Raw genomic sequence first — 20,934 nt, forward strand, 5'->3', positions numbered from 1 at the left:
CGCATATTCCCAAAATCGTTGCTGCTAACTGCAAGCCTCCGCTAACTTTCCCATTTAACAATTAAATTCCATCATTCCAGGATGCGGTCTCTGCCACCCGCCTCCTTCATTTCCATAACTTTTCACAATCTAATCATAATTAATATCAGCCGTTCATAGAGTGATAATGACATAGTGATTATACGTGAAAGTGCTGAAAGGAGGAGTCGCTTTGTCCCAGGAAGATCAATCTTGCCTGCGCTTTTCTTTAGAAGAATCCGTCTGGTTCCAAAAAGGACAGGAAGTATCCGAGCTTGTTTCTATTTCGCTTGACCCGAATATAACCATCCAGGAGCATGAACAATACGTATCAATCCAAGGATCGCTGAAGCTGGCAGGGGAGTACCGGAAAAATGAAGAAGCTGAACAGGAAGAACCATTTTCCAGTCCAAAGTTCATACAATCTGTTGAAGAGAGGGAAGGGGGGATCTGTGAATTTTCTCACCATTTTCCTGTTGATATAACCATTCCGAATAATAGGATAGGAAGCGTCTATGATTTGGATGTCTATATTGATTCTTTTGATTATCAATTCCAGGAAAGAAGCTGCATGAGGCTGACTGCTGATCTGACTATCACCGGTCTGTACGGCGAACAGCAGCATCCTGCCTCGGAATATGATGAGGAGGAAGCTGAACAAGAATACGAAGGAAGGCCGGAAGATCAGGAAGAAGAGGCAGAAGCTCAGGGAGAGGAGGCGGGAGTTCAGGAAGAGGAGCCGCAGCAGGAACATTTTGAACCATTGCTTGCAGCAGAAGAGGAGACTGAAAAGGAGCAGGAGCCTTTATTCCGTTCGGCAGCGCCGACAGTGTTGAAAACAGAGGAATATGAAGAGGTTCAGATTCCGGAATTCGCTGATTATACTGAGTCTATTTATAAAGCCGGGGCAGGTGCGGCCGAGGAAGAAGAAACAGAAGGCGCAGATGCTGCCGATTTATTTGCCCCTTTTACTGCCGAAGCGAGAAAGCAGCCGGAGGAGGCTGAAAAAGAAGAAAAGCCTGCGGCATTTTTTGACAACATCAATAAAGATCATGAGCTTCCAGTCCCAGAAGCAGCATTCCATGCTGAACCTGCAGAACAAGTCTCTGACAATGTCTTTGCATCGTTCAGGAGTGAAAAGCCAGCAGAAGATACTTATACCGGTGTCCAAAAGACAGAAGCACAGCCAGCAGAAATATTGACCGGATTCAAGGCGCAGCAGGAAGAAAGTGAATCTTCTTCTGACCAGGCTCCAAAGAAGAAGAAAGCAGCCAATAAGAAAAAAAGCAAGAGCTTGTCGCTGGCAGAGTTTTTGGCCCGAAAGGAAGAAGAGCAGTCTGCCAGGGTGAAGGTATGCATCGTCCAGAATGGCGATACGCTCGATACTATCGCTGAAAGATATGAGGTTCCTGTTCCGGCGCTGCTGAGGGTCAATCACCTGGAGCTGAACCAGGATATTTATGAAGGCCAGGTGCTGTATGTTCCGGCGCATGCCTATCAGAAATAGTCTTCTGCAGGCAATACGACATGTTTGAAACAGGCTGGGCAGGTATGCAGGTACCTGTTCAACTGTTTCTTTTATTTCCGGAAGATCACTACCCCAATAAGAAAGTGGGATACTTGTATGGAAGGAAGCAACAGGTTAGCAGCGGTTTCCCCGATTTTAAAGCACTATGCAGTCCAGCCTCACTTTGTGGAAGACTACGGCAGGACCAGGAAGATCTATTCCGACAAAGGAGTATTTGCTCTGAAAAAGCTGAAAGCCCGGCACGGGACTGATTTTATCAGGCAGGTGCAGAGCCTTTATCAGAGAGGCTACAACCGGATAGTTCCGATCTATCCGGCTGCCGACGGCCGCTATGCAGTACTCCATGATAGTGAACTGTACTATTTGATGCCATGGCTGGCCAATGAAGAAAAAGAAAACCGTTTTGAACGCCATCAGCAGATGTTCCGGGAACTGGCACGGCTGCACACACTCTCATTGAAGGAAGTCAATGTTACCAGCGAGGAGCGGCAGGAGCATTATGAAAAGACCATGCTCGCATGGGAGAAGGAGACAGAATTCTGTGAGGGATTTATTGAAGAATGTGAAAGAAAGCAGTATATGGCGCCATTCGAGCTTCTTTTCTGCCTGTATTACCACGATATAACCCAGGCGCTGAAATTTTCAAAAGGCAAACTGAAGGACTGGCATGAAAAAACGAAGGACGATGAAAAAGCGCGGACCGTCATTATCCACGGGAAAATTTCAACAGAGCATTTTCTTTATGATGAAAGAGGCTACGGCTATTTCAGCAATTTTGAAAAAGCGCGGCAGGCTTCCCCGCTCCACGATCTCCTGCCATTTCTGTCGCGCTCTTTAAGAAGCTACCCGAAGCGGAGCGATGAAACTGTTGAATGGCTGTATACCTACTTTAAATATATGCCTTTCAAGCAGGATGAAATGCTTTTGTTCCAAAGCTATCTTGCCCACCCGGGTCCTGTCCTGAGGGAGGCGGAAACATATCACAAGAACAGGGGTGCAGCAAATGAAAGAAAGCTCGTCCAGCAGTTTCAGCGCCAATTCTGGCTCCTGAAGAATACAGAGTACATCGTTATGAGGATTGATGAAATCGAGAGGCAGAAGCAGCAGGCACAGGAAGCAGCAAAAGCCCAGGCCGAACAGGAAGGAGCCCCGGACAATTCGTCCTGAGGGCTCCTAAATGAATTCAAGATGCAGTGCCAGCGCCAGCAAGATAAAGACTGAAAGCAAAAGAACATCAAAGGTCGTCGGAATGAGAATGGTCCGAATCCCCTGAAAAACGCAGAAAGGAATAATGAACTGAGCGCAAACACTTCTGCAGGTCCTCAGCCAAGGAGGCAGAGTATAAGGATTGAATTTCCTCTTCATTTGATTTCCCCCTAATCTCTTTTACTCCATTCTATGTCCCCTTCCCAGGTTAAGTGCCTATTTTTTAGAATCGTACGGGCGGATGTATGATTTTAAAAAATATTGCCGATACTTATTGACTATAAACCGCGAAATTCGGTACTATATCATATATAAATATCATTAGAAAAGCATTGACAGGGAAGAGTACGGTGCAAGCTGCTTAAAGAGAGGAAAACCGGAAGCTGAGAGGTTTTCCAGGCAGAATCATTGGAATGTCGCCCTTGAGCTTCTTTCGCGAACAGAACGTGTTCACAGTAGCGAAAGACGGGAAAACCGTTATCAGATTAAGCGCCTGGCAAGGAATGCATTGCTTGCCCGGAAAAAAGGTGGTACCGCGAAATCAGCTCCATTCGTCCTTTTATTGACGGATGGAGTTTTTTATTTGTTCAGGTACTCAAAACACTGATAGATACAAGGAAGGTAGGGAATACAATGGAGAATAATGAATTGGCCATGCCAACAAAGTATGATCCCCAGAATATTGAAAAGGGACGGTATGAATGGTGGATAGGGAACAAATTTTTTGAAGCGAAGGATGATCAAAGCAAAGAGCCTTATACCATCGTCATCCCGCCGCCGAACGTAACAGGAAAGCTTCACCTCGGCCATGCCTGGGATACGACGCTGCAGGATATCCTTACCCGCATGAAGCGGATGCAGGGCTATGATGTATTATGGCTTCCGGGCATGGACCATGCCGGCATCGCAACACAGGCGAAAGTCGAGCAGAAGCTGAAAAGCGAAGGGAAATCCCGCTACGATCTCGGCCGCGAAGCATTTGTCCAGGAAACATGGAAATGGAAAGAAGAATATGCAGAGCATATCCGCCAGCAATGGTCTAAGCTCGGCCTGGGACTTGATTACAGCCGTGAGCGCTTCACAATGGATGAGGGGCTTTCCAAGGCGGTCAATAAAGTATTTGTCTCTCTTTATAAAAAAGGCCTGATTTACCGCGGCGAATATATCATCAACTGGGATCCTGCGACAAAGACGGCCCTTTCTGATATCGAGGTTATCCACCAGGATGTCCAGGGCGCCTTTTACCATATGAACTACCCGCTTGCAGATGGTTCAGGATCCATTGAGGTCGCCACAACCCGTCCAGAGACCATGCTTGGCGATACAGCGGTAGCGGTTCACCCTGAAGACGAACGCTATCAGCATCTGATCGGAAAAAATGTTGTCCTCCCGATTACCGGCCGTGAAATCCCGATTGTTGCCGATGATTATGTGGATAAGGAATTCGGATCTGGTGCAGTTAAAATCACTCCTGCCCATGACCCGAACGATTTTGAAATCGGAAACCGCCATGATCTTCCGCGCATCCTTGTCATGAACGAGGACGGAACCATGAATGAAAATGCCGGCAAATACAACGGCCTCGACCGCTTTGACTGCCGCAAGCAGATCGTGAAGGACCTGCAGGACAGCGGCGTACTTTTCAAAATTGAAGAGCATATGCATTCTGTTGGCCATTCTGAGCGGAGCGGAGCTGTGGTTGAGCCATATTTGTCCACACAATGGTTCGTCAAGATGCAGCCGCTGGCAGACGAAGCGGTAGCGCTGCAGCAGAAGGAAGATAAAGTCAACTTCATCCCGGACCGCTTTGAAAACACATATCTCCGCTGGATGGAAAATATCCGCGACTGGTGCATCTCCAGGCAGCTCTGGTGGGGCCACCGCATCCCGGCCTGGTATCACAAGGAAACAGGCGAGGTGTATGTAGATTCCGAGCCTCCGGCTGATGCTGAGAATTGGACCCAGGATAATGATGTTCTTGATACCTGGTTCAGCTCCGCCCTATGGCCATTCTCTACAATGGGCTGGCCGGATGAAGAAAACCCTGATTTCATGCGCTATTATCCGACAGCAAGCCTTGTAACAGGCTATGACATCATCTTCTTCTGGGTATCCAGGATGATTTTCCAAGGCCTTGAGTTTACAGGAGAGCGCCCATTCAAAGATGTACTCATCCACGGACTGGTAAGAGATGAGCAAGGCAGGAAAATGAGCAAATCACTCGGCAACGGAGTAGATCCGATGGATGTCATTGCCCAGTACGGTGCCGATTCACTCCGCTACTTCCTTTCAACTGGAAGCTCGCCTGGACAGGATTTGCGCTTCAGCATGGAAAAGGTGGAAGCGACCTGGAATTTTGCCAATAAAATTTGGAATGCCTCCCGCTTTGCCCTCATGAACATGGCTGGCTTGAAATATGAAGAGATTGACTTGACGGGAGAAAAGTCAGTAGCTGATAAATGGATCCTGACAAGACTGAACGAAACGATTGAAACGGTAACAAGGCTTTCAGACCGCTATGAATTTGGTGAAGTCGGCCGTGTGCTTTATAACTTCATCTGGGACGATTTCTGCGACTGGTATATTGAAATGGCGAAGCTCCCGCTATATGGGGAAGACGAAGCTGCAAAGAAAACGACCCGTTCGATCCTGGCTTATGTACTGGATAACACGATGAGGCTTCTCCATCCGTTCATGCCTTTCATTACAGAAGAAATCTGGCAGAACCTGCCTCACAGCGGCGAATCAATCACTATTGCCGAATGGCCGAAGGTGAAAGAAGAATACACTGATAAAAAGGCAGCAGGCGATATGAAGCTGCTTGTTGAAATCATCCGTTCTGTCCGGAACAGCCGTGCAGAAGTGAATACACCATTGAGCAAGAAGATCAAGATGATCCTGAAGCCGAATGATGACGAGGTTCTTGCTACTCTCACAGCCAATAAAGCTTATATTGAACGCTTCTGCAACCCGGAAGAGCTTGAGATCAGCCCAGCTGCCGCAACACCTGACAAGGCGATGACAGCAGTCGTTTCCGGAGCTGAAATCATCCTACCGCTGGAGGGGCTCATCAACATCGATGAAGAAATTGCCCGGTTGAAAAAAGAGTGGGATAAGCTGGACAAAGAGGTTGAGCGTGTTCAGAAGAAGCTCTCCAATGAAGGCTTTGTTAAAAAAGCGCCTGAAAAGGTCATTGAAGAAGAGCGTGCCAAAGAAAAGGACTATACTGAAAAGAGAGCGATCGTCGAAGCTCGCTTAAATGAACTAAAAGGGTAAACCACCCATAACGGAAAAGGCGGATCCAGGAAGGATTCGTCTTTCCGTATGGTTTCCTATGTATGGAGGCAGATACTTATGTTTCAAACGTACGAAGAAGCAATATCCTGGATCCACTCCCGCCTTCGCCTCGGAATCAAGCCGGGGCTCAAGCGGATGGAATGGATGATGGAAAAACTGGATCATCCCGAGAGAAGGCTCAAGAGTGTACATATCGGAGGGACGAACGGCAAGGGATCAACGGTTGCCTATTTGCGTTCCATCCTTGTGAGTGCCGGATTCAAGACCGGTACCTTCACCTCTCCTTATTTTGAACAATTCAATGAAAGAATCAGCCTGAATGGCCAGCCTGTGAAGGATGAAGAAATCCTCAGGCTTGTTAACGATATTTACCCGCTCAGCGAGGAGCTTGAAAAGACAGAGCTTGGGGCGCCGACTGAGTTTGAAGTCATCACTGCAATGGCCTTCCGTTATTTTGCCGATGTGAATCCGGTGGATATCGCCCTGTTTGAAGTCGGCCTGGGAGGAAGATTTGATTCGACCAATATCGTCCATCCGCTTCTGTCCATCATCACCAGCATCGGCCTCGACCACACGGCGATCCTTGGAGATACCTATGAACAGATAGCCTTTGAAAAAGCGGGGATCATCAAGAGCGGCGTACCTGCCTTGACTGCTGTTTCACAGGAGGGAGCCCTTTCTGTTATTGAAAAAACAGCTAAAGAGAAGAACGCGAAGCTGTACAGGCTAGGCAGCGAAATCGGAATCAGTGATCATCAATCGGCTGACCATGGTGAAAGGTTTACCGTCAGCACGATTTTCCGGGAATACAAGGACCTTGAAATCAGCATGCTGGGATCGCATCAGACAAGGAATGCCTCGCTTGCCGCTGCGGCCGCTGGAATCCTGAACCAGTACTACTCCTTTATGATAGAAGAAAAAGATCTTAGGAAAGGTCTGTCCGAAGCCTATTGGCCAGGCAGGCTTGAACTCCTTTCTGACGATCCTGTCGTCTTAATGGACGGCGCCCATAATGAAGAAGGCATCATGGCTTTGGCAGCAGAGCTGGAAAAAAGGTATTCTGGCAAAAAGATAGCAGTTGTTTTTGCAGCATTGTCAGACAAGAAGCTGGATAAAATGATAGGCATCCTTGATGAAGCTGCCGATAGAATTACATTTACCCAATTTGATTTCCCAAGGGCGGCTGATGCTGAAATGCTTGCCGGCCTTAGTGCATCCAGAAATAAAACCTCATGTGCCAGCTGGGAAGAGGCCATCAGGACAGAACTGTCGAACCTGCAGTCTGCTGATGTTCTGGTCATTACGGGATCGCTCTATTTCCTCTCAGCCGCAAAACCATTTGTGAATTCGCTGCTTGGGTAAAAATGTTAAATACTTCTGTAAAGCAGCGCATTATTAGAGTGACAAATTTTTGGAAATTTGATACAATAATATTTATTTTGTGACTATTCTACTAGTTTCGGTTTTATATGCCAGATATGGAAGAAGGGGAGGGGGGATAAAGGTGAATCAGGGAGCGATAAAATATATATGGATCATTTGGGCGCTGATTGTGCCTGCGGGAGTCTGGCTTACCTATACCCTTTATCCCCCGCAGCCTGCTGCTTTAAATGTTGATGTCCTGGCATTTATGCTGCTTATGTTTTTTGTATCATCCATGCCGATCATTATTAATAATGTGCCGGTGTTTATGCTGCAGTGGGTGTCATTTGCCGTTTTCCTGGCTTTCGGCATTTTTATCGAAATGCTGCTTGTGCAGGCTTCAGTTATCTTTCTCCTCCTGAAGCTCAGGCTGCCGAAAAGCCAGTCTTACAGGTTCCCGCTCAATTCGTTCATGTTCTTTGTGGTTTCCTTTATCAGCGGTGTGTTCTATTATTCCCTTGGAGGGAAGCAGGGTGCAGACCTGATGGAACACGGCCCTTCATTATGGCTGTCCATCCTGTATCCGATTGTCTATTATGTTGTGAATCAGCTTGTCCTTTCCCTGATCCTCTTTTTCCTGCACAAGCAGAAAACGAATTTCTTCGGGAAGGATTTTATATGGGAGTCGCTTACATCAATCATGACGCTGCCGGTCGGATTCATGCTCTATATACTGTACCAGGAAGTGGGGCTATTATCCATCCTGTTTGTGGGCGTACCGTTCGCCAGCCTGTCTATCATTCTTGGACTCTATAATTCCAGCGAAAAGGTGAACGATTATCTGCACAAAGCAGCCGAAATCGGCCATCAGCTTGCTGAGAGGCTCAACAGGAACGAAGTGATGGAGCTTTTTATCGAAAAGCTGATTGGCATGCTGCCGGTTGACTATGCATATATCCTTGATGTGGTCGATGAGTCTGAGCTCAAGCTCCTATACCAGGTAGAGGATGGAGAGAGGACCACACCGTCAGCACTTCCGCTGCGCAGAAATGAGGGCATCAGCGGCCTTGTATGGGCTACAGGGAAAGCAGCCCTCTTCAGTACAAAAAAAGAATGGAAGACGGCAGCCAAGGGCTATATGCCGAAAGAGGTCGAAAGCGTCCTCTGCGTGCCGATCGCCCGCTCAAGCAAAGTTGTCGGCGTCCTCCTTCTCGCGTCCCGAAAGAAAAGGGCATATGAAAAATATCAGCTGATGATTGTGGACATCCTCTGTTCTCACTTCGCAGTCGCCATTGAAAACGCCAGGAACTATGAAAGAACAAAGGAAAACAGCGAACGCTGCGCATTGACGAAGCTGTATAACTACCGCTATTTTGACGGCCTTCTTGCAGAAGAGTTCAGCGGAATGGAATCCGGAAAAAGGAGCGTCCTCTCGCTTATCATACTGGATATCGACCACTTCAAAAGTGTCAATGATACCTTCGGGCACCAGAGCGGGAACGAGATCCTGATTGAACTGGCAGAAAGGCTGTCCTTGCTCACCGAGCCATATGGAACCACAGCGCGATATGGCGGAGAAGAGTTTGTCGTCCTGCTCCCTGACCTGGAAAAGAAGGAGGCTCTCGAGCTTGCCGAGGTCATCCGCCTTGCCATCGCCACCCAGCCTTTTACCATCAGCCAGCATATGGACGGAGACGGCTCCACACTCTCTGTCAGCATCACCGCCTCGATCGGCGTCGCCTCCGCACCACTGGATGCAGATGATCCGCTCGCCCTCATCCGCCATGCCGACCGTGCATTGTATGTCGGCGCGAAAAGGGCAGGGAGAAATCGGGTGGCGGAGTATGTGAAATAGGAAAATCCCTTATTAGGGATTTTTTTATTTTTTTCATTTTTGGCAGTTCCTTATATAAAAAACAAACTGCAAAATGTGATAATTTCCGCAAGATAAAGCTTTGGAATCTATAGGTAAATTGGTATAATAATAGTAAAAATGACACAGTTGACATCTGAGAGTTTTATATAGAGGAAAATAAGAAAGGGGGAACATGATGAGGAAGTATAATAAAGCTTTATCTGCCATCCTGATGCTGCAGCTGCTTATCCTTATGCTTTCCTATACAGGAAAGGAAATATTGGCAGCAGAAGAGGCAGGGGTGGATTTTAGCGCAAAGGCGTCGCAATCTGTCATCGTCAAACCGCAGAACAGCAATGCCGAGGGAAGCATCGACTTCCATCTGACGCCAAAAGGCAAAGCCACTAACGCAAACCGCGACCCTATTGATGTAGTGTTTGTTTTTGATAAGTCGGGGTCGATGGAAGATGGAGAATTTGGCAATACCAAAATGGATAGTGCCAGGAGTGCATTAAAAGAAGCATTAACTTATTTTGAAGATAACTCAAGAAACGGAGATCGTTTCGCATTTATACCTTTTAGTGATAAAGTTGAAGGTGATTTGTACTTCTCGATTGACGGTAAAAGTAATTTTAATGCAATAAGGTCCAGATTGGACCAATTGACTCCTAAGGGAGGTACTAATTACGCTGCAGCTCTTAATAAAGCAGATGCTTTTTTAACTGGAAGTACAAATAAGAAGTATATAATTTTCCTTACAGATGGTGAGCCAACAGTAGCTACTATCAATAGAAGCATTACATATAGAGAAGTTTCATCTACGTACTATGGAATTCCAACAAGATTAGGGAAAGAAGTTACAAAAAGACATGATATAAATTTTGCAATTACCGTTTCTGGAAATGGGATAGCTCAATTTACTGACAACAAGGGATATACTCGGCCAACGTATGTAGATTCTTCACCTTTTTTTACAACAGAAGAAATAAACAGCATAATACGGGAAGACATTAGATCATCAGCAGTTTCTTTAGCATCTAAAAGTATTAAGTTATTTTCAATTGGATTTGGAAATGATGCAGAAGTAGATATGGAATATTTAAGAAGAATCTCTGAAATAACAGGCACTGTTGCCAGGCAGGCAAATAAATCAAATATCTCCTCTATCTTTCAGGATATTTCAAAAGATATTAATAACCCATCGATTCAGGGAGAGATAAAAGTAGATTTAAAGCCATTCAATGGTAAAGTCCAAATTAAAGAAGGGTTAAACGCCCGTATGGATGACGAAGGAAATGCAATTATCAGCTTTAATTTTGGATATCAGATTAATCAGGCAGCACCGCCTCCTATAGATATGACACTACCTTTGGTCTTCAAAGAAACTGGAACATACACTTTCAATAATATTAACTTAACTTATAGTGATCTAACTGGGATTTCGCGATTAAAATCCCATTCTCCAATAACAATCGAAGTTAAAGCCGATGCGCCTCCTGGCTTCAAGGGGACAATGAATCTGCAAGGGTCGGCCAATACGCCCGATAATCTTATAAAGTTGAGCGGGTCGACAGGAATCACTAATGAGTTCGAAGTCCAGTATACGCTCAATCCGTTTGGACTTGTTAATAATACTGTTAATGGATCATTGTCCAACCTGAAAATTGTTCAGCCGCTCCCTGATGGAGTATCTTTAGTAAATTCTCCTGGCGCAGCAGTGGTAATCCTTCCTGATGGCAGAAAGGCAATTGAACTAACATTGTCAAGTTCGGTTATATACAGCATTGGACGTTTTTTTCCTGAACGGGTGACAGGAGCTTTCAAGCTGAAGGGGGACTGGGCGCTAAGCAATGTCAAAATGCCGGCTGCTGTCTTATACTATAAGGACAGCCGCTTTGGAAACCAGCAGACGACAATTGCGGCCTCCAGCCAGGTCATCAATATGAAAGTCAGGCTGAAGGACACGACAAAGCAGCAGGCATATGATGGTGATGCAGCAGGCATCATCAGCAAAATCGATCTTAGCGACAATGGGAAAAAGCTGGCGCAGACAGGATTCCCAAATGATCAGGGGCTGCTCAATAAGCCGATCATGGATATGCGCTTTACTGATAACAATAAAGCAATTGAAGTCATTTACAGTGATGGCAGCAAGGCTACAATTTATCTGGTACTTGATTATGAAATGACAGGTGTGGACACAGGCAAGTCATATAACAGCAGCGAAAAGGCAAATGAACATGTCAACGTGAAACTGACAAAACTGGTTGCGGGCCAGGGCGTCAAATATTATTACAAAATCATAAACGAAAAAGGCACAGCTGAGTGGAAGGAATTCTCACCAGATGAAGATATCCTTCTGACAGAGCCTGGGGAAAACACCATAATGATTAAAGCCATTGGCGGATTCTCGGCTACTGACCAGCCAGTTACAAAATCACTTACAATTGAGAAGAGAATAGAATCAATCAATGTTTCACCTGATCCAATTGAAGTGGAAATAGATAAAACCGCAGCATACAATATAGAAATCCTGCCGGTGGATGCAACCAATAAGGATTTGGAAATTATAATAGCTGATACCGAAATTGCAACCCTTGTCGGAGATAATTCCGTTTATGGACATAAAAAGGGTGAAACAGAACTAATTGTCAAAACGACTGATGGCTCAAAGCTTGAAAAGAGGGTCAAAATAATCGTTAAAGATCCTTACATCGCCCTTCAGGAGATTAAGTTCAAAAAAGCAGTCTATAAGCTGGAAATCAATAAGAAAGTCAACATTGAATCACTATTGATATTCAATCCGGAAAAGGCTACAAAGAAGAAAATCACTGAGGTCTTCACAGCCGATGCGAAGAATGGCAGTGTTAGAGTTTTACAGGATGGAGACGATTTCTATCTGGAAGCAGCAGGTATCGGCTATACAACCGTAACAGCTGTTGCCGAGGAACAACGGGATAAATCCAAGCCAAAAGCTTCGGCTTTATTTGAGGTAGTCAATCCGGATGGTTCTGGAAATGACGGCACAGACAGCGGAGGCCGCTGGTAAATACATTGGTGAATAACAAGAAAAGGTGCTGCAGCATGTGCAGCACCTTTCTTTATTCTACCAGCAGTTCATCTGAGAAAATTTGCAGCTGTTCAGCCAGCGGCAATAATTCAATTCTTTTTAGAAGAACATCCTGGTCGTATTTTACAACAAATCTGGAGAACTTCCCTTCCTGTGTTAAAGTGGGCAGATTATCTATGTTTGAGCCAACTTCTCCCCGGATTGCATTGATCGTCAGGTTCTCCTTGGCAAAAATTCCCCCATTTATATAAAACAGTGATCCCACTCCATATAGCACAGCATTCTCTTCGGTATAGAAAAATCCTTTAAGCGGTTTGATTCTGGAATCATTTTCAGGAAGATAGGGTTTCTTATCTTCATCTGTGTCATCATAGTTGTTAAATTCATCAATTCTTGTAATCATTAAATCCTGTTTGGCCATTAAGATGATCTGCTGTTCCTCGCCGCCTTTGGATAAACCTAAAATATTGGCATTGGAAATGGACGCATTGCCGCCTGCATAAACAACGGAATCAAATTCCACGGCGTCGTCTTCCTGGCCGGCATCAGAGTTTTCACCTTTGACAGTGAACTCATTGGCAGCAATAATATTTTCGCTTATTTTTATAGAAGTATTGGAAGGCTGAATGGTCAGGCTTTCCCCTGTCAGTATATCGCCTTTTGCTTTTAGCTGGGCTCCTTCATGGGACTCGGCCATTATCGAATCAGCAGATATGACTTTTTTCTCTATATCGAGGTTCCCGTTTAAATTTAAAATGTAGGTTTTACCTGTTACATATACATTATCCATCAGCGAAAGATTTTGATAACTGGTAAGGTACAGATCTCCTTCTACAATCAATTTGCCGGCGAATGTAATCGGATTCTGGGTGCTCATGACAACAAGATTTCCATAAATCTTAAAATCGTCAGAAATATAAAGTCCCTGTTCACTGCTGTCTATGATATAACTGCCTGCAGTAGGGGTTATATTTTCACCAAGGGTCGATAAAGGGCTGCTTTGCCCTTCAATGACTTTTACAAAGCCATCCTCCGTAATTTCATAGGCCCTTACCGGCAAGGCGGAAATCTCGCTCCTGAGCTTTTCTTTAAAGCTTGTCCCTTCATCAGCGACTGATTGGCTGATTGCAGTATCCTCCAGCATATCCCGCAGACTTTGCCTGAAGGTTTTATCGTAATCAATATTGAAAAACTGGCTGTCATGCTTTAATGGAGGGATGTCCCCTTTGTAGAAATTATCTTCATCTTTTACAATGTCAAGCAGGTGGGATGAACTGCTGTACAAATCCCCCATTAGGGAAGGCATTGGTGTTCCATGAGTTTTCTCTGTTCCACTGTCATCTTCGTAGTGAGCGTCCTCGTCAATATACAGCCTGTTGGCATAAGTATTACCAGCGATGTTAGGAGAGCCGTTTAAGAATAAGCCGGAATCCTCCTCATCCGACTCTGAGCCGACCGCATACTTTAAAAAGCTTGGCAGCGGTGACAAAATGATCCGCTTTTTAATGGTACGCGAGATTTCGCCTTCTGTTTCCTGAGGGTTATTAGTCACTAAGACTAAATCAAGTACCCTGGTAAAATCGGAACCTATTTCAATTTCATAGTCGGCCTGGTCGAACGAGAGCTGTTTTCCGCATGATACAGAAGGGTCAACAGGCTTGTCTGAACCATTGCTGATGTCAATGATATTAAGGCACTCGAGCTGTGCGGCATTCTCAGCCCTGCTTTTTTCAAGTACATCCTCTAAGATGCTGTTCAGCCGTGTATTATAGCCGATTTTGATTTTCTTATTGTCATAATCCATATAATCTTCCAAATCCAAAGCTGACAGGGAGCGTGAAAGGTCTGAAGTCAAGTTTTCAAGCACCTTTATGCTGCTGTATGTCAGGTCGATGTCCGACTCCCTCGTCTCCGTTCTTTTGGCACCTCCAATGGCAGAAGCAATGATGCTCAATCCCAGAATAGTGAAGATAAGGGAAATGAGCAGAACGGTAATTAAAGCATTTCCTTGTTCATTCTTCATCAGGCGGCCCTCCTGCAGAAAAACCAAATTTGCTGTGAAGGTCTAAAGCTTCTTCCAGACGATGATTATCCAGGCTGTATTCAAGGCTGATCATGCCTTTGCCGCATGCAGCCTGATCTGCGTTATTAGCACAGTTATAAATAAGCTTTGAGTTATTAAAATCAGATTCAACTTCAAGCGGTTTTCCATCGATTTCAAAAACCCGCACTGTTCCGTCTTCTGTGTCCTTTTCGGTCAATTCAATTCTAACTGAGGTTTCTAAACTATTCTTCTTATTGCGGTACACGCCATAGAATGCTGCCCCACTGCTGTTATTTTCAACCTTATCTACTCCAGTGAACGTTGAATTGACCAGTTCGATACAATCATCTCCACAGCTTCTTACATAATCAAAGGGATAAGAGTAAAAGGCATTCATTATCATCGTGGAGGTGTAGTCTGCATCATCCCGCAGCTGCCCTTCGACCTGAATTTTGTTATAAAGCTTAATGCCTGAAGTAAAAACGCCGTAAATGACCGGCAATACGATAGCTGTTATGGCAAGCACAGCCAGCAGTTCATATAAGGTAAAACCCTTGTTATCGAAGATCTTCACTTTTTATGGCTCCTTCAATTTTAACTGGAGTTTCGCTGCCTTCCCATTCTACGGTTGCTCTAAGAGGTATGGAGGAGGCATCAATTTCTGGAACATGCCCCTCTGGCATCGCAATTGAAACATTGTATTCTACATTATTGATTACTATAGGAGCGGGGGTGCAGCTTTGAATACCTTCTGCCTCAGCCGAATGAAGGCTGCTTCCATCCTTCCATGCTCCCCTGTAGCTCTCATTGCAGATTGTTATTTTCATTTCCTCAGCAGGGTCATCAGTGAATTTTTTTCTGATTTCTATAAAACTTTCATTTTCTATGTACATTAAAGCATTCCTTGCTACATTGATTCCGGCAGTTTTGTTTTGGCTGCCGCTGGTATAGCTGTATGCCTGTGTGAAAAATTTCATAGAGCCTAAAAGAATGATGCTTAAGATGGTTAGGGAAAGGAGGACTTCTACAAGAGTTAGTCCTTTCGAACTACTTAGAATTTTTTTAAGTTTCATTAAGACCCTTCTTTCATTCTTTCTTCTTATATTATACAATATTTTATAGCTATATTTGTCTTAATAGGTCGAAAAAGACAAGTGAAATATATAAGGAGATTAAAAAGAGAGAAGATTAATAGGACTATATTACCTGCTGGAAGGAGAAGAGTTTTTGAGCACATACATATTTGCGTTAATTTCTCTATTGCTGCTCATCCCGATTGTTTATTTCTTGCCTTTGGGCATGACATTGAAAGGCAAAATTATCACTATCTCAGCTTCCCTGCTGTTTGCCTTAATGGGCGTTGCCGCACAAGCAAGCTTTCTGTGGTGGCAGATTATTCTGCTTATGCTCGCTTTAGTGCTGGCGGCTGCATATTTTATGGGAAGCAGAATGCCTAATGCCTTGTTTTCTGCTGATACTGCTGCAGAAACAGCAGAAGATTCTTTTACAGGCTTCAGTTATCCTCATGAAGAATCAGCTGGTATGGAGACTGAGCTTGATTTGGAAACACCTGCAGAAGCGGAAGCAGTTGTACAAGCTGCACCGGATTATAGGATGGAAATCGAAACGGTTATTGAAGAAGCGGGTGAACAAAATGAACCTGCAGACTTCATCGGCGGGATGGAAGAAGAAGATCTGGAAGATTTATTTTCAGGAAGAAACCCTGAATCTGCTGAGGAATTAGAGGAACTTTCTGCATCAACAGACATCAGCTCTGATGAAGAGAATGAATTAGCTTTATATGATTCAAGCTTGCAGGATGATGAGGAAATAGAGCCTTTTGTGGAGTTCAGCTTATCAGGGGTTGAAGACGAAGAACATGAAGAAGATGAAGATACCAGGATAGGGGAATCTGATCTTCCTGTTCAGGAATATATGGCAGATTTAGAAAAGCTGATGCTTGAAGAGATGGAGTTGCCCGGAGAAAAAGACAGCGAAGAAATAAATGATATTCCATTGGTGCAGATGGAAGAAACACCTGTTTTAGAAGAATCTGTTATTCCGATTGGCACAGGAGATAATATTCAAGAGATTTATGAGATAAACAGACAAGCTGAGGCAGAATTACTTTTTGAGTCAGAGGAATACTCTAATGAAATTGTCACTCAAAATGAAGGAGACCTTATCCAAGAAGATAAAGGCCCTGCATTAACCGATATCGAAAAACTGGACTCAGTCCTGGAAAACAGCGATTCTCGATATGACAATTTTGAAGCAGAGGAAATGAACGATAGATACACAAATGAACAGGCAATGCTGCAGCATCAGCTTCTTCAGAATTTGCTTGCCCAATTGCAAGCAGCTAAAAGAGTTCTTGGACAGACCCAATATGAAGAGATGGTAAGGGGCTGTTTGAGCCCAAGCCTTCCGCTTTCTGATTATTATACATTTGCAAGTCTCCTTATAAAGCACTATGCAGCGGCAAAAGAGTATCAAAAGCTTCAGCTGCTGCTAGGTGACTTGGAAGCCAAATATAAGGATTATCCAATAATTTTACAGGAAATCCATTTTTTACAAAAAATATATTTGTCGAAATAGAGTGTTGCTTGACGGAAAAAGTTGTAATATAACTGTTATGAATGTAACGAATTTAAAATATAGGTGTGGTGACATAAATTGAAGACAAGTTTACAAATTACGGGTCTCCCGATTATCAGTATTTCAGATGGACAGCAAGTAGGAAAAGTAAAATCTTTAGTTATTAATCCTGAAAAAGGCTCAATTGATTTCCTGACCATTGAACATGAAGATTGGCAAGTGAGCGTCAAAGCCATTCCCTTTAAAAAGGTGGTCGGTATTGGAGAATATGCTGTAACAGTAGAAAGTGATAATGCTGTTATAGACCTGAATGAAATTCCCATTGCCAATCAGCTTGTAAACAAAAAAATCAGGATTACGAATACAAAGGTCATGACTAGAAAAGGGGAATTGATCGGCGAAATTTCCGAATTCTATGTGGATGATGAAACAGGCAATATCCTGGGAATGGACATTAAAAGCGGCAGCAGTGAACAAATCCTGCGTTCCGATTTTGTATTAACTTACGGCAAGGACATCGTTATTGTAAAAGAAGATGCCGCTGATGGCTTCTTAACTGATGCAGCCCTTCTTGATCCCAACCAGGCTGGGCAGGAACCTTTAAAAGAGGAAGTCGCCGAAGCTGGCATTAATTTCGAGATCGATGAAGAAATCCAGCTTCTAAAGGAAAAACAGGTTGAACTTCTTTCAGGCAAAGCTGTATTAAAAGATATATATGGTATGAATGGCGAAGTGATCATAAGCCAGGGCACGATCCTGACAAGGGAAATTATCAATAAGGCTCAAGAGGAAGGTCCAAATATAGTCGTTGAATTGTCCATGAATGTCGAAGCCTAATGCAAGGGGGGGCATCTTGCTATGAAATCTCAACAAATAGTAAAGCTTTCAATTGTTCTGATTCTGTGCACGGCTTATATTTTCTCGTTTTCTAAATTCGGTGCCATGGCATTTAATAATGCTGTGAATCCAAGTGAGATATTTGGTGAAAACACTGTTATCGCCAGTACAGATATATCAGGGCTTGACCGGTCTGGTGCACTTGAAAAGCTGGCTGGCAAAACCGCCGAGTGGAGCGGAAGTACGAAGCTGGTCCTAAAATTCAAGGAGAAAGTGGCCATCCTGCCCTCAGATCTCTTTACTTTCGATTTGGAGCAATCGGTCGGCTCAGCAGTATCAGGAGGAGAAAATCTTCTGATTGCCAATATCGAGGAAGCAGATATAAAGAATATTTTGTCTGGTATATCTCCAGATCTTGCCTCTGAAAGCTTTGAGTTTTCAAGATTCAAGTCAGACCTATTATTATACCCGTCAGCGCTTCAGACTGGCGAACATGCCATAAAGCTTGAAAACTATCTTCCGCTTCAGGAGGATGCGGCAACACTGTCTGAGGCAGTATTGAAGGATGAACAAACAGCAAAAGATTTAGCTGATTGGGCTAAAAGATTCCCGAAGATTGAGATTCTTCCGCAATCAACCTTTTCACTGCTGAAGTTTCTGGAAGAAAACAATGTCACATACAATGAGCAATCCCTCGGTGCTGTAGCAAGCACTATTTATAAAGCTGTTATGCCTACCAATTTTACATTTGCTGAGCGCCATATCGGCAGAAACCTTCCGGGCTATGCAGAAGCCGGCTTTGAAGCTAAGGTAAGCGAAGAAAAAAATATGGATCTGATCATAGCCAACCCTAATGATCAAAAATATACTCTTGAGTTTTCCTATCAGGACAGCCTTTTTTATACGGCGCTTAAAGGGCGCAGCCTTATCTATTCCTATAAAATTCAATTGAAGGATAAGGAAGCATTCAAGCCAAAGAAAATCATACAATACGATGCAAAGCTGAGATTTGGCGAACAAAGGACTGCTGTTGAAGGAGTGGACGGTATGCTGATCAAGGTCTACCGGGATACAGTAGACCGCGATGGGAGCATCATTAAAACAGAACCCATTTCAGAAGACTTTTATCCGCCGGTGCATACAGTCATTATTCATAGTTTGACAGTTAAGGAGTCTGCTAACTTGAATAATGGAGGCAGCGTACAGGAAAACAGCGGACAAACAGCAGGAAGTCTTCCCGAAGAGCAGAACGGCACAGCTGGAGATCCAGAAAATTCTTCGGAAAATGCCGAGTCCGGTGAAGAAAACTCCGGTTCTCAGAGCGGTGAAGAGCCCTCCGGCTCTCAAAGCGGTGAAGAGTCCAGCCAGTCTGATCAAGAAAAAGAAGATGATGGCCTTTGGGGAAAGCCGAATGAAGCTGCCAAATAATATGAAGAAAAAGCAGGGATATCAATGAAACAGACAAGAAGGCGTTTAGGAGATTTGCTTGTTGATTCAGGTCTGATATCAGAAGAACAGCTGCAGCAGGCGCTGAAGGAAAAGCATAAAGATCAAAGGATCGGGGATGCCCTCCTGCAGCGGGGCTATATTACAGAACAGCAGCTGATAGAAGTGCTGGAATTCCAGCTGGGAATCCCGCATGTAAGTTTGTACCGCTATCCGTTTGATGTGAAGCTGTTCAGTATGGTTTCAAAAGATCTGGCGAAGAGAAATCTGATCATCCCTTTAAAAAAAGAAGGGGAAAAGCTTTTTGTCGCCATGGCTGACCCAATGGATTTCTATACGATTGATGATTTGCGGCTGTCAACCGGATTTCATGTGGAGGCTGCGATTGCAACGAAGGATGATATCCTTCGTGCCATCAATAAGTATTATGATATGGATGAAGGGTTCGAAGAACTGCTTGACGCTTCACCTGGCACAAAAGAACTGCAGGACGATAAGATTGCCGATGAGGATTCACCGATTGTCAGGCTCGTCAATCAAATCCTCGGGAACGCTGCCTCCATGAAAGCAAGTGATGTACATATTGACCCTCAGGAAACAAAGGTGGCAGTAAGATACAGGATAGATGGAGTGCTCCGGACAGAGAGGGTGCTTCCAAAGCATATGCAAAGTGTTTTGACAGCCAGGATCAAAATCATGGCTAACCTTGATATCACAGAGCACCGGGTGCCGCAGGATGGCAGAATTAAGATAAATCTCGATTTCCATCCGATTGACCTCCGTATATCAACTTTGCCGACTGTGTACGGCGAAAAAATCGTTATGCGTCTGCTCGATCTTGGCAGTTCATTGAATGACATGAATAAGCTTGGATTCAACAAGCTTAATTTGAATCGCTTCACTTCCATGATCAATAAGCCGACCGGCATCGTCCTGTTGACAGGCCCTACAGGATCAGGAAAATCATCCACTCTTTATGCAGCTCTTAATCAGCTGAACAGCGAAGAAGTCAATATCATCACTGTCGAAGATCCGGTAGAATATCAGCTTGAAGGCATCAATCAAATTCAGGTGAATTCCAATGTAGGGATGACATTTGCTAAAGGCTTGAGGGCCATCCTGAGGCAGGACCCCAATATTATCATGGTTGGAGAAATCCGGGATAAGGAAACAGTAGAGGTTGCCATCAGGGCTTCTCTGACAGGCCACCTTGTTCTGAGCACCCTGCATACGAACGATTCGCTTGGTTCAATAACAAGGCTCCTTGATATGGGAGTTGAGCCTTTCCTGGTAGCATCCTCGCTCAGCGGGATTGTTGCCCAAAGGCTTGTTAGGCGGGTATGCCGCGATTGTGAAGAAATTCAGGCACCTACAAAAAGAGAGATTGAAATCTTTGCGCGGCGCGGCATGAAGGTGGAAACGATCAAGCGGGGCAGAGGCTGTTCTTCCTGCAATATGACAGGCTATAAAGGCAGGATCGCCATCCACGAGGTACTTGTGATCGATGATGAAATGCGCAGGGTGATCATGAACGGGGAATCCTTCTCAAAGCTGCGTGAGCTTGCAATTAAGAATAAAACTATATTTCTGATTGATGATGGCCTGCTGAAAGTAAAACAAGGCATTACGACGACAGAAGAAGTCCTTCGTGTCGCCATACCTGATTAGGAGCA

14 protein-coding genes and 1 other annotated feature are annotated in these 20,934 nt (G+C 44.4%); of the genes, 10 read left to right on the forward strand and 4 right to left on the reverse strand.

Features of this window, described 5'->3' with window-relative positions; all coding sequences use genetic code 11:
* The first annotated feature begins 211 nt into the window (after positions 1–211).
* Entirely contained in the window at positions 212–1,525 is a 1,314-nt protein-coding gene (locus tag LCM00_RS05340) for a LysM peptidoglycan-binding domain-containing protein (protein WP_224898611.1), read from the forward strand.
* Positions 1,526–1,642: 117 nt separating this feature from the next.
* The gene (ysxE, locus tag LCM00_RS05345) at positions 1,643–2,713 is read left to right on the forward strand and encodes a spore coat protein YsxE (protein WP_224898614.1); all 1,071 of its coding nucleotides are present in this window, start codon (positions 1,643–1,645) and stop codon (positions 2,711–2,713) included.
* Positions 2,714–2,719: 6 nt separating this feature from the next.
* Here the strand turns inward: ysxE and LCM00_RS05350 are convergent, their stop codons facing one another.
* A complete protein-coding gene (locus LCM00_RS05350) occupies positions 2,720–2,911 on the reverse strand; it encodes a hypothetical protein (RefSeq protein WP_129612131.1) in 192 nt (63 codons plus the stop codon).
* A gap of 164 nt (positions 2,912–3,075) precedes the next feature.
* Positions 3,076–3,314: a binding site (T-box leader), on the forward strand.
* Between the two features lie 71 nt (positions 3,315–3,385).
* Here LCM00_RS05350 and LCM00_RS05355 point away from each other — a divergent pair.
* The 4 genes from LCM00_RS05355 to LCM00_RS05370 all read left to right on the forward strand — a co-directional run bounded on the left by LCM00_RS05355 (position 3,386) and on the right by LCM00_RS05370 (position 12,315).
* Positions 3,386–6,028 (forward strand): valine--tRNA ligase, encoded by a 2,643-nt coding sequence (locus tag LCM00_RS05355; RefSeq protein ID WP_224898618.1) that lies wholly within the window; start codon positions 3,386–3,388, stop codon positions 6,026–6,028.
* 78 nt (positions 6,029–6,106) lie between these two features.
* The gene (locus LCM00_RS05360; RefSeq protein WP_224898620.1) at positions 6,107–7,411 is read left to right on the forward strand and encodes a bifunctional folylpolyglutamate synthase/dihydrofolate synthase; all 1,305 of its coding nucleotides are present in this window, start codon (positions 6,107–6,109) and stop codon (positions 7,409–7,411) included.
* Between the two features lie 268 nt (positions 7,412–7,679).
* Positions 7,680–9,266, forward strand: coding sequence for a sensor domain-containing diguanylate cyclase (locus tag LCM00_RS05365; RefSeq protein WP_224899317.1), 1,587 nt, complete (start codon positions 7,680–7,682; stop codon positions 9,264–9,266).
* 253 nt (positions 9,267–9,519) lie between these two features.
* Positions 9,520–12,315: a VWA domain-containing protein gene (locus LCM00_RS05370; protein ID WP_224899320.1), complete on the forward strand. Its 2,796-nt coding sequence runs from the start codon at positions 9,520–9,522 to the stop codon at positions 12,313–12,315.
* Between the two features lie 52 nt (positions 12,316–12,367).
* On the opposite strand, the gene LCM00_RS05375 is transcribed toward LCM00_RS05370, so the two are convergent.
* From LCM00_RS05375 to LCM00_RS05385, 3 genes are read right to left on the reverse strand one after another with little or no spacing between them, the layout of a single operon-like run.
* The gene (locus LCM00_RS05375) at positions 12,368–14,359 is read right to left on the reverse strand and encodes a hypothetical protein (RefSeq protein WP_224898623.1); all 1,992 of its coding nucleotides are present in this window, start codon (positions 14,357–14,359) and stop codon (positions 12,368–12,370) included.
* On the reverse strand, positions 14,349–14,954 hold the full coding sequence (locus tag LCM00_RS05380; protein ID WP_224898626.1) for a PilW family protein: 606 nt from the start codon (positions 14,952–14,954) through the stop codon (positions 14,349–14,351). The genes LCM00_RS05375 and LCM00_RS05380 overlap by 11 nt, the downstream gene beginning before the upstream one ends.
* Positions 14,938–15,453: a type IV pilus modification PilV family protein gene (locus LCM00_RS05385; RefSeq protein WP_224898629.1), complete on the reverse strand. Its 516-nt coding sequence runs from the start codon at positions 15,451–15,453 to the stop codon at positions 14,938–14,940. Before LCM00_RS05385 ends, LCM00_RS05380 begins: the two co-directional genes overlap by 17 nt.
* 154 nt (positions 15,454–15,607) lie before the next feature.
* On the opposite strand from LCM00_RS05385, the gene LCM00_RS05390 reads away from it, so the two are divergent.
* The 4 genes from LCM00_RS05390 (at position 15,608) to LCM00_RS05405 (ending at position 20,929) form a co-directional block, all read left to right on the forward strand.
* Positions 15,608–16,978: a hypothetical protein gene (locus LCM00_RS05390; RefSeq protein WP_224898632.1), complete on the forward strand. Its 1,371-nt coding sequence runs from the start codon at positions 15,608–15,610 to the stop codon at positions 16,976–16,978.
* 78 nt (positions 16,979–17,056) lie between these two features.
* The gene (locus tag LCM00_RS05395; RefSeq protein WP_224898635.1) at positions 17,057–17,815 is read left to right on the forward strand and encodes a PRC-barrel domain-containing protein; all 759 of its coding nucleotides are present in this window, start codon (positions 17,057–17,059) and stop codon (positions 17,813–17,815) included.
* A gap of 21 nt (positions 17,816–17,836) precedes the next feature.
* Positions 17,837–19,243, forward strand: coding sequence for a G5 domain-containing protein (locus LCM00_RS05400; protein WP_224898638.1), 1,407 nt, complete (start codon positions 17,837–17,839; stop codon positions 19,241–19,243).
* A 24-nt stretch (positions 19,244–19,267) separates the two neighbouring features.
* Positions 19,268–20,929 (forward strand): GspE/PulE family protein, encoded by a 1,662-nt coding sequence (locus tag LCM00_RS05405; RefSeq protein ID WP_224898641.1) that lies wholly within the window; start codon positions 19,268–19,270, stop codon positions 20,927–20,929.
* The last annotated feature ends 5 nt before the right edge of the window (positions 20,930–20,934 follow it).

The sequence above is a fragment of the Bacillus infantis genome (assembly GCF_020171945.1).
In the GTDB taxonomy this organism is placed as follows: Bacteria; Bacillota; Bacilli; order Bacillales; family Cytobacillaceae; genus Bacillus_AB; species Bacillus_AB infantis_A.

Excerpts from the sequence above, each read along its gene's own strand:
- LCM00_RS05370 (WP_224899320.1), top strand. The coding sequence starts at position 9,520 with ATGCTTTCCTATACAGGAAAGGAAATATTGGCAGCAGAAGAGGCAGGG.
- LCM00_RS05405 (WP_224898641.1), top strand. The coding sequence starts at position 19,268 with ATGAAACAGACAAGAAGGCGTTTAGGAGATTTGCTTGTTGATTCAGGT.
- LCM00_RS05350 (WP_129612131.1), bottom strand. The coding sequence starts at position 2,911 with ATGAAGAGGAAATTCAATCCTTATACTCTGCCTCCTTGGCTGAGGACC.
- LCM00_RS05355 (WP_224898618.1), top strand. The coding sequence starts at position 3,386 with ATGGAGAATAATGAATTGGCCATGCCAACAAAGTATGATCCCCAGAAT.
- LCM00_RS05375 (WP_224898623.1), bottom strand. The coding sequence starts at position 14,359 with ATGAAGAATGAACAAGGAAATGCTTTAATTACCGTTCTGCTCATTTCC.
- ysxE (WP_224898614.1), top strand. The coding sequence starts at position 1,643 with ATGGAAGGAAGCAACAGGTTAGCAGCGGTTTCCCCGATTTTAAAGCAC.
- LCM00_RS05385 (WP_224898629.1), bottom strand. The coding sequence starts at position 15,453 with ATGAAACTTAAAAAAATTCTAAGTAGTTCGAAAGGACTAACTCTTGTA.
- LCM00_RS05400 (WP_224898638.1), top strand. The coding sequence starts at position 17,837 with ATGAAATCTCAACAAATAGTAAAGCTTTCAATTGTTCTGATTCTGTGC.
- LCM00_RS05360 (WP_224898620.1), top strand. The coding sequence starts at position 6,107 with ATGTTTCAAACGTACGAAGAAGCAATATCCTGGATCCACTCCCGCCTT.
- LCM00_RS05365 (WP_224899317.1), top strand. The coding sequence starts at position 7,680 with ATGCTGCTTATGTTTTTTGTATCATCCATGCCGATCATTATTAATAAT.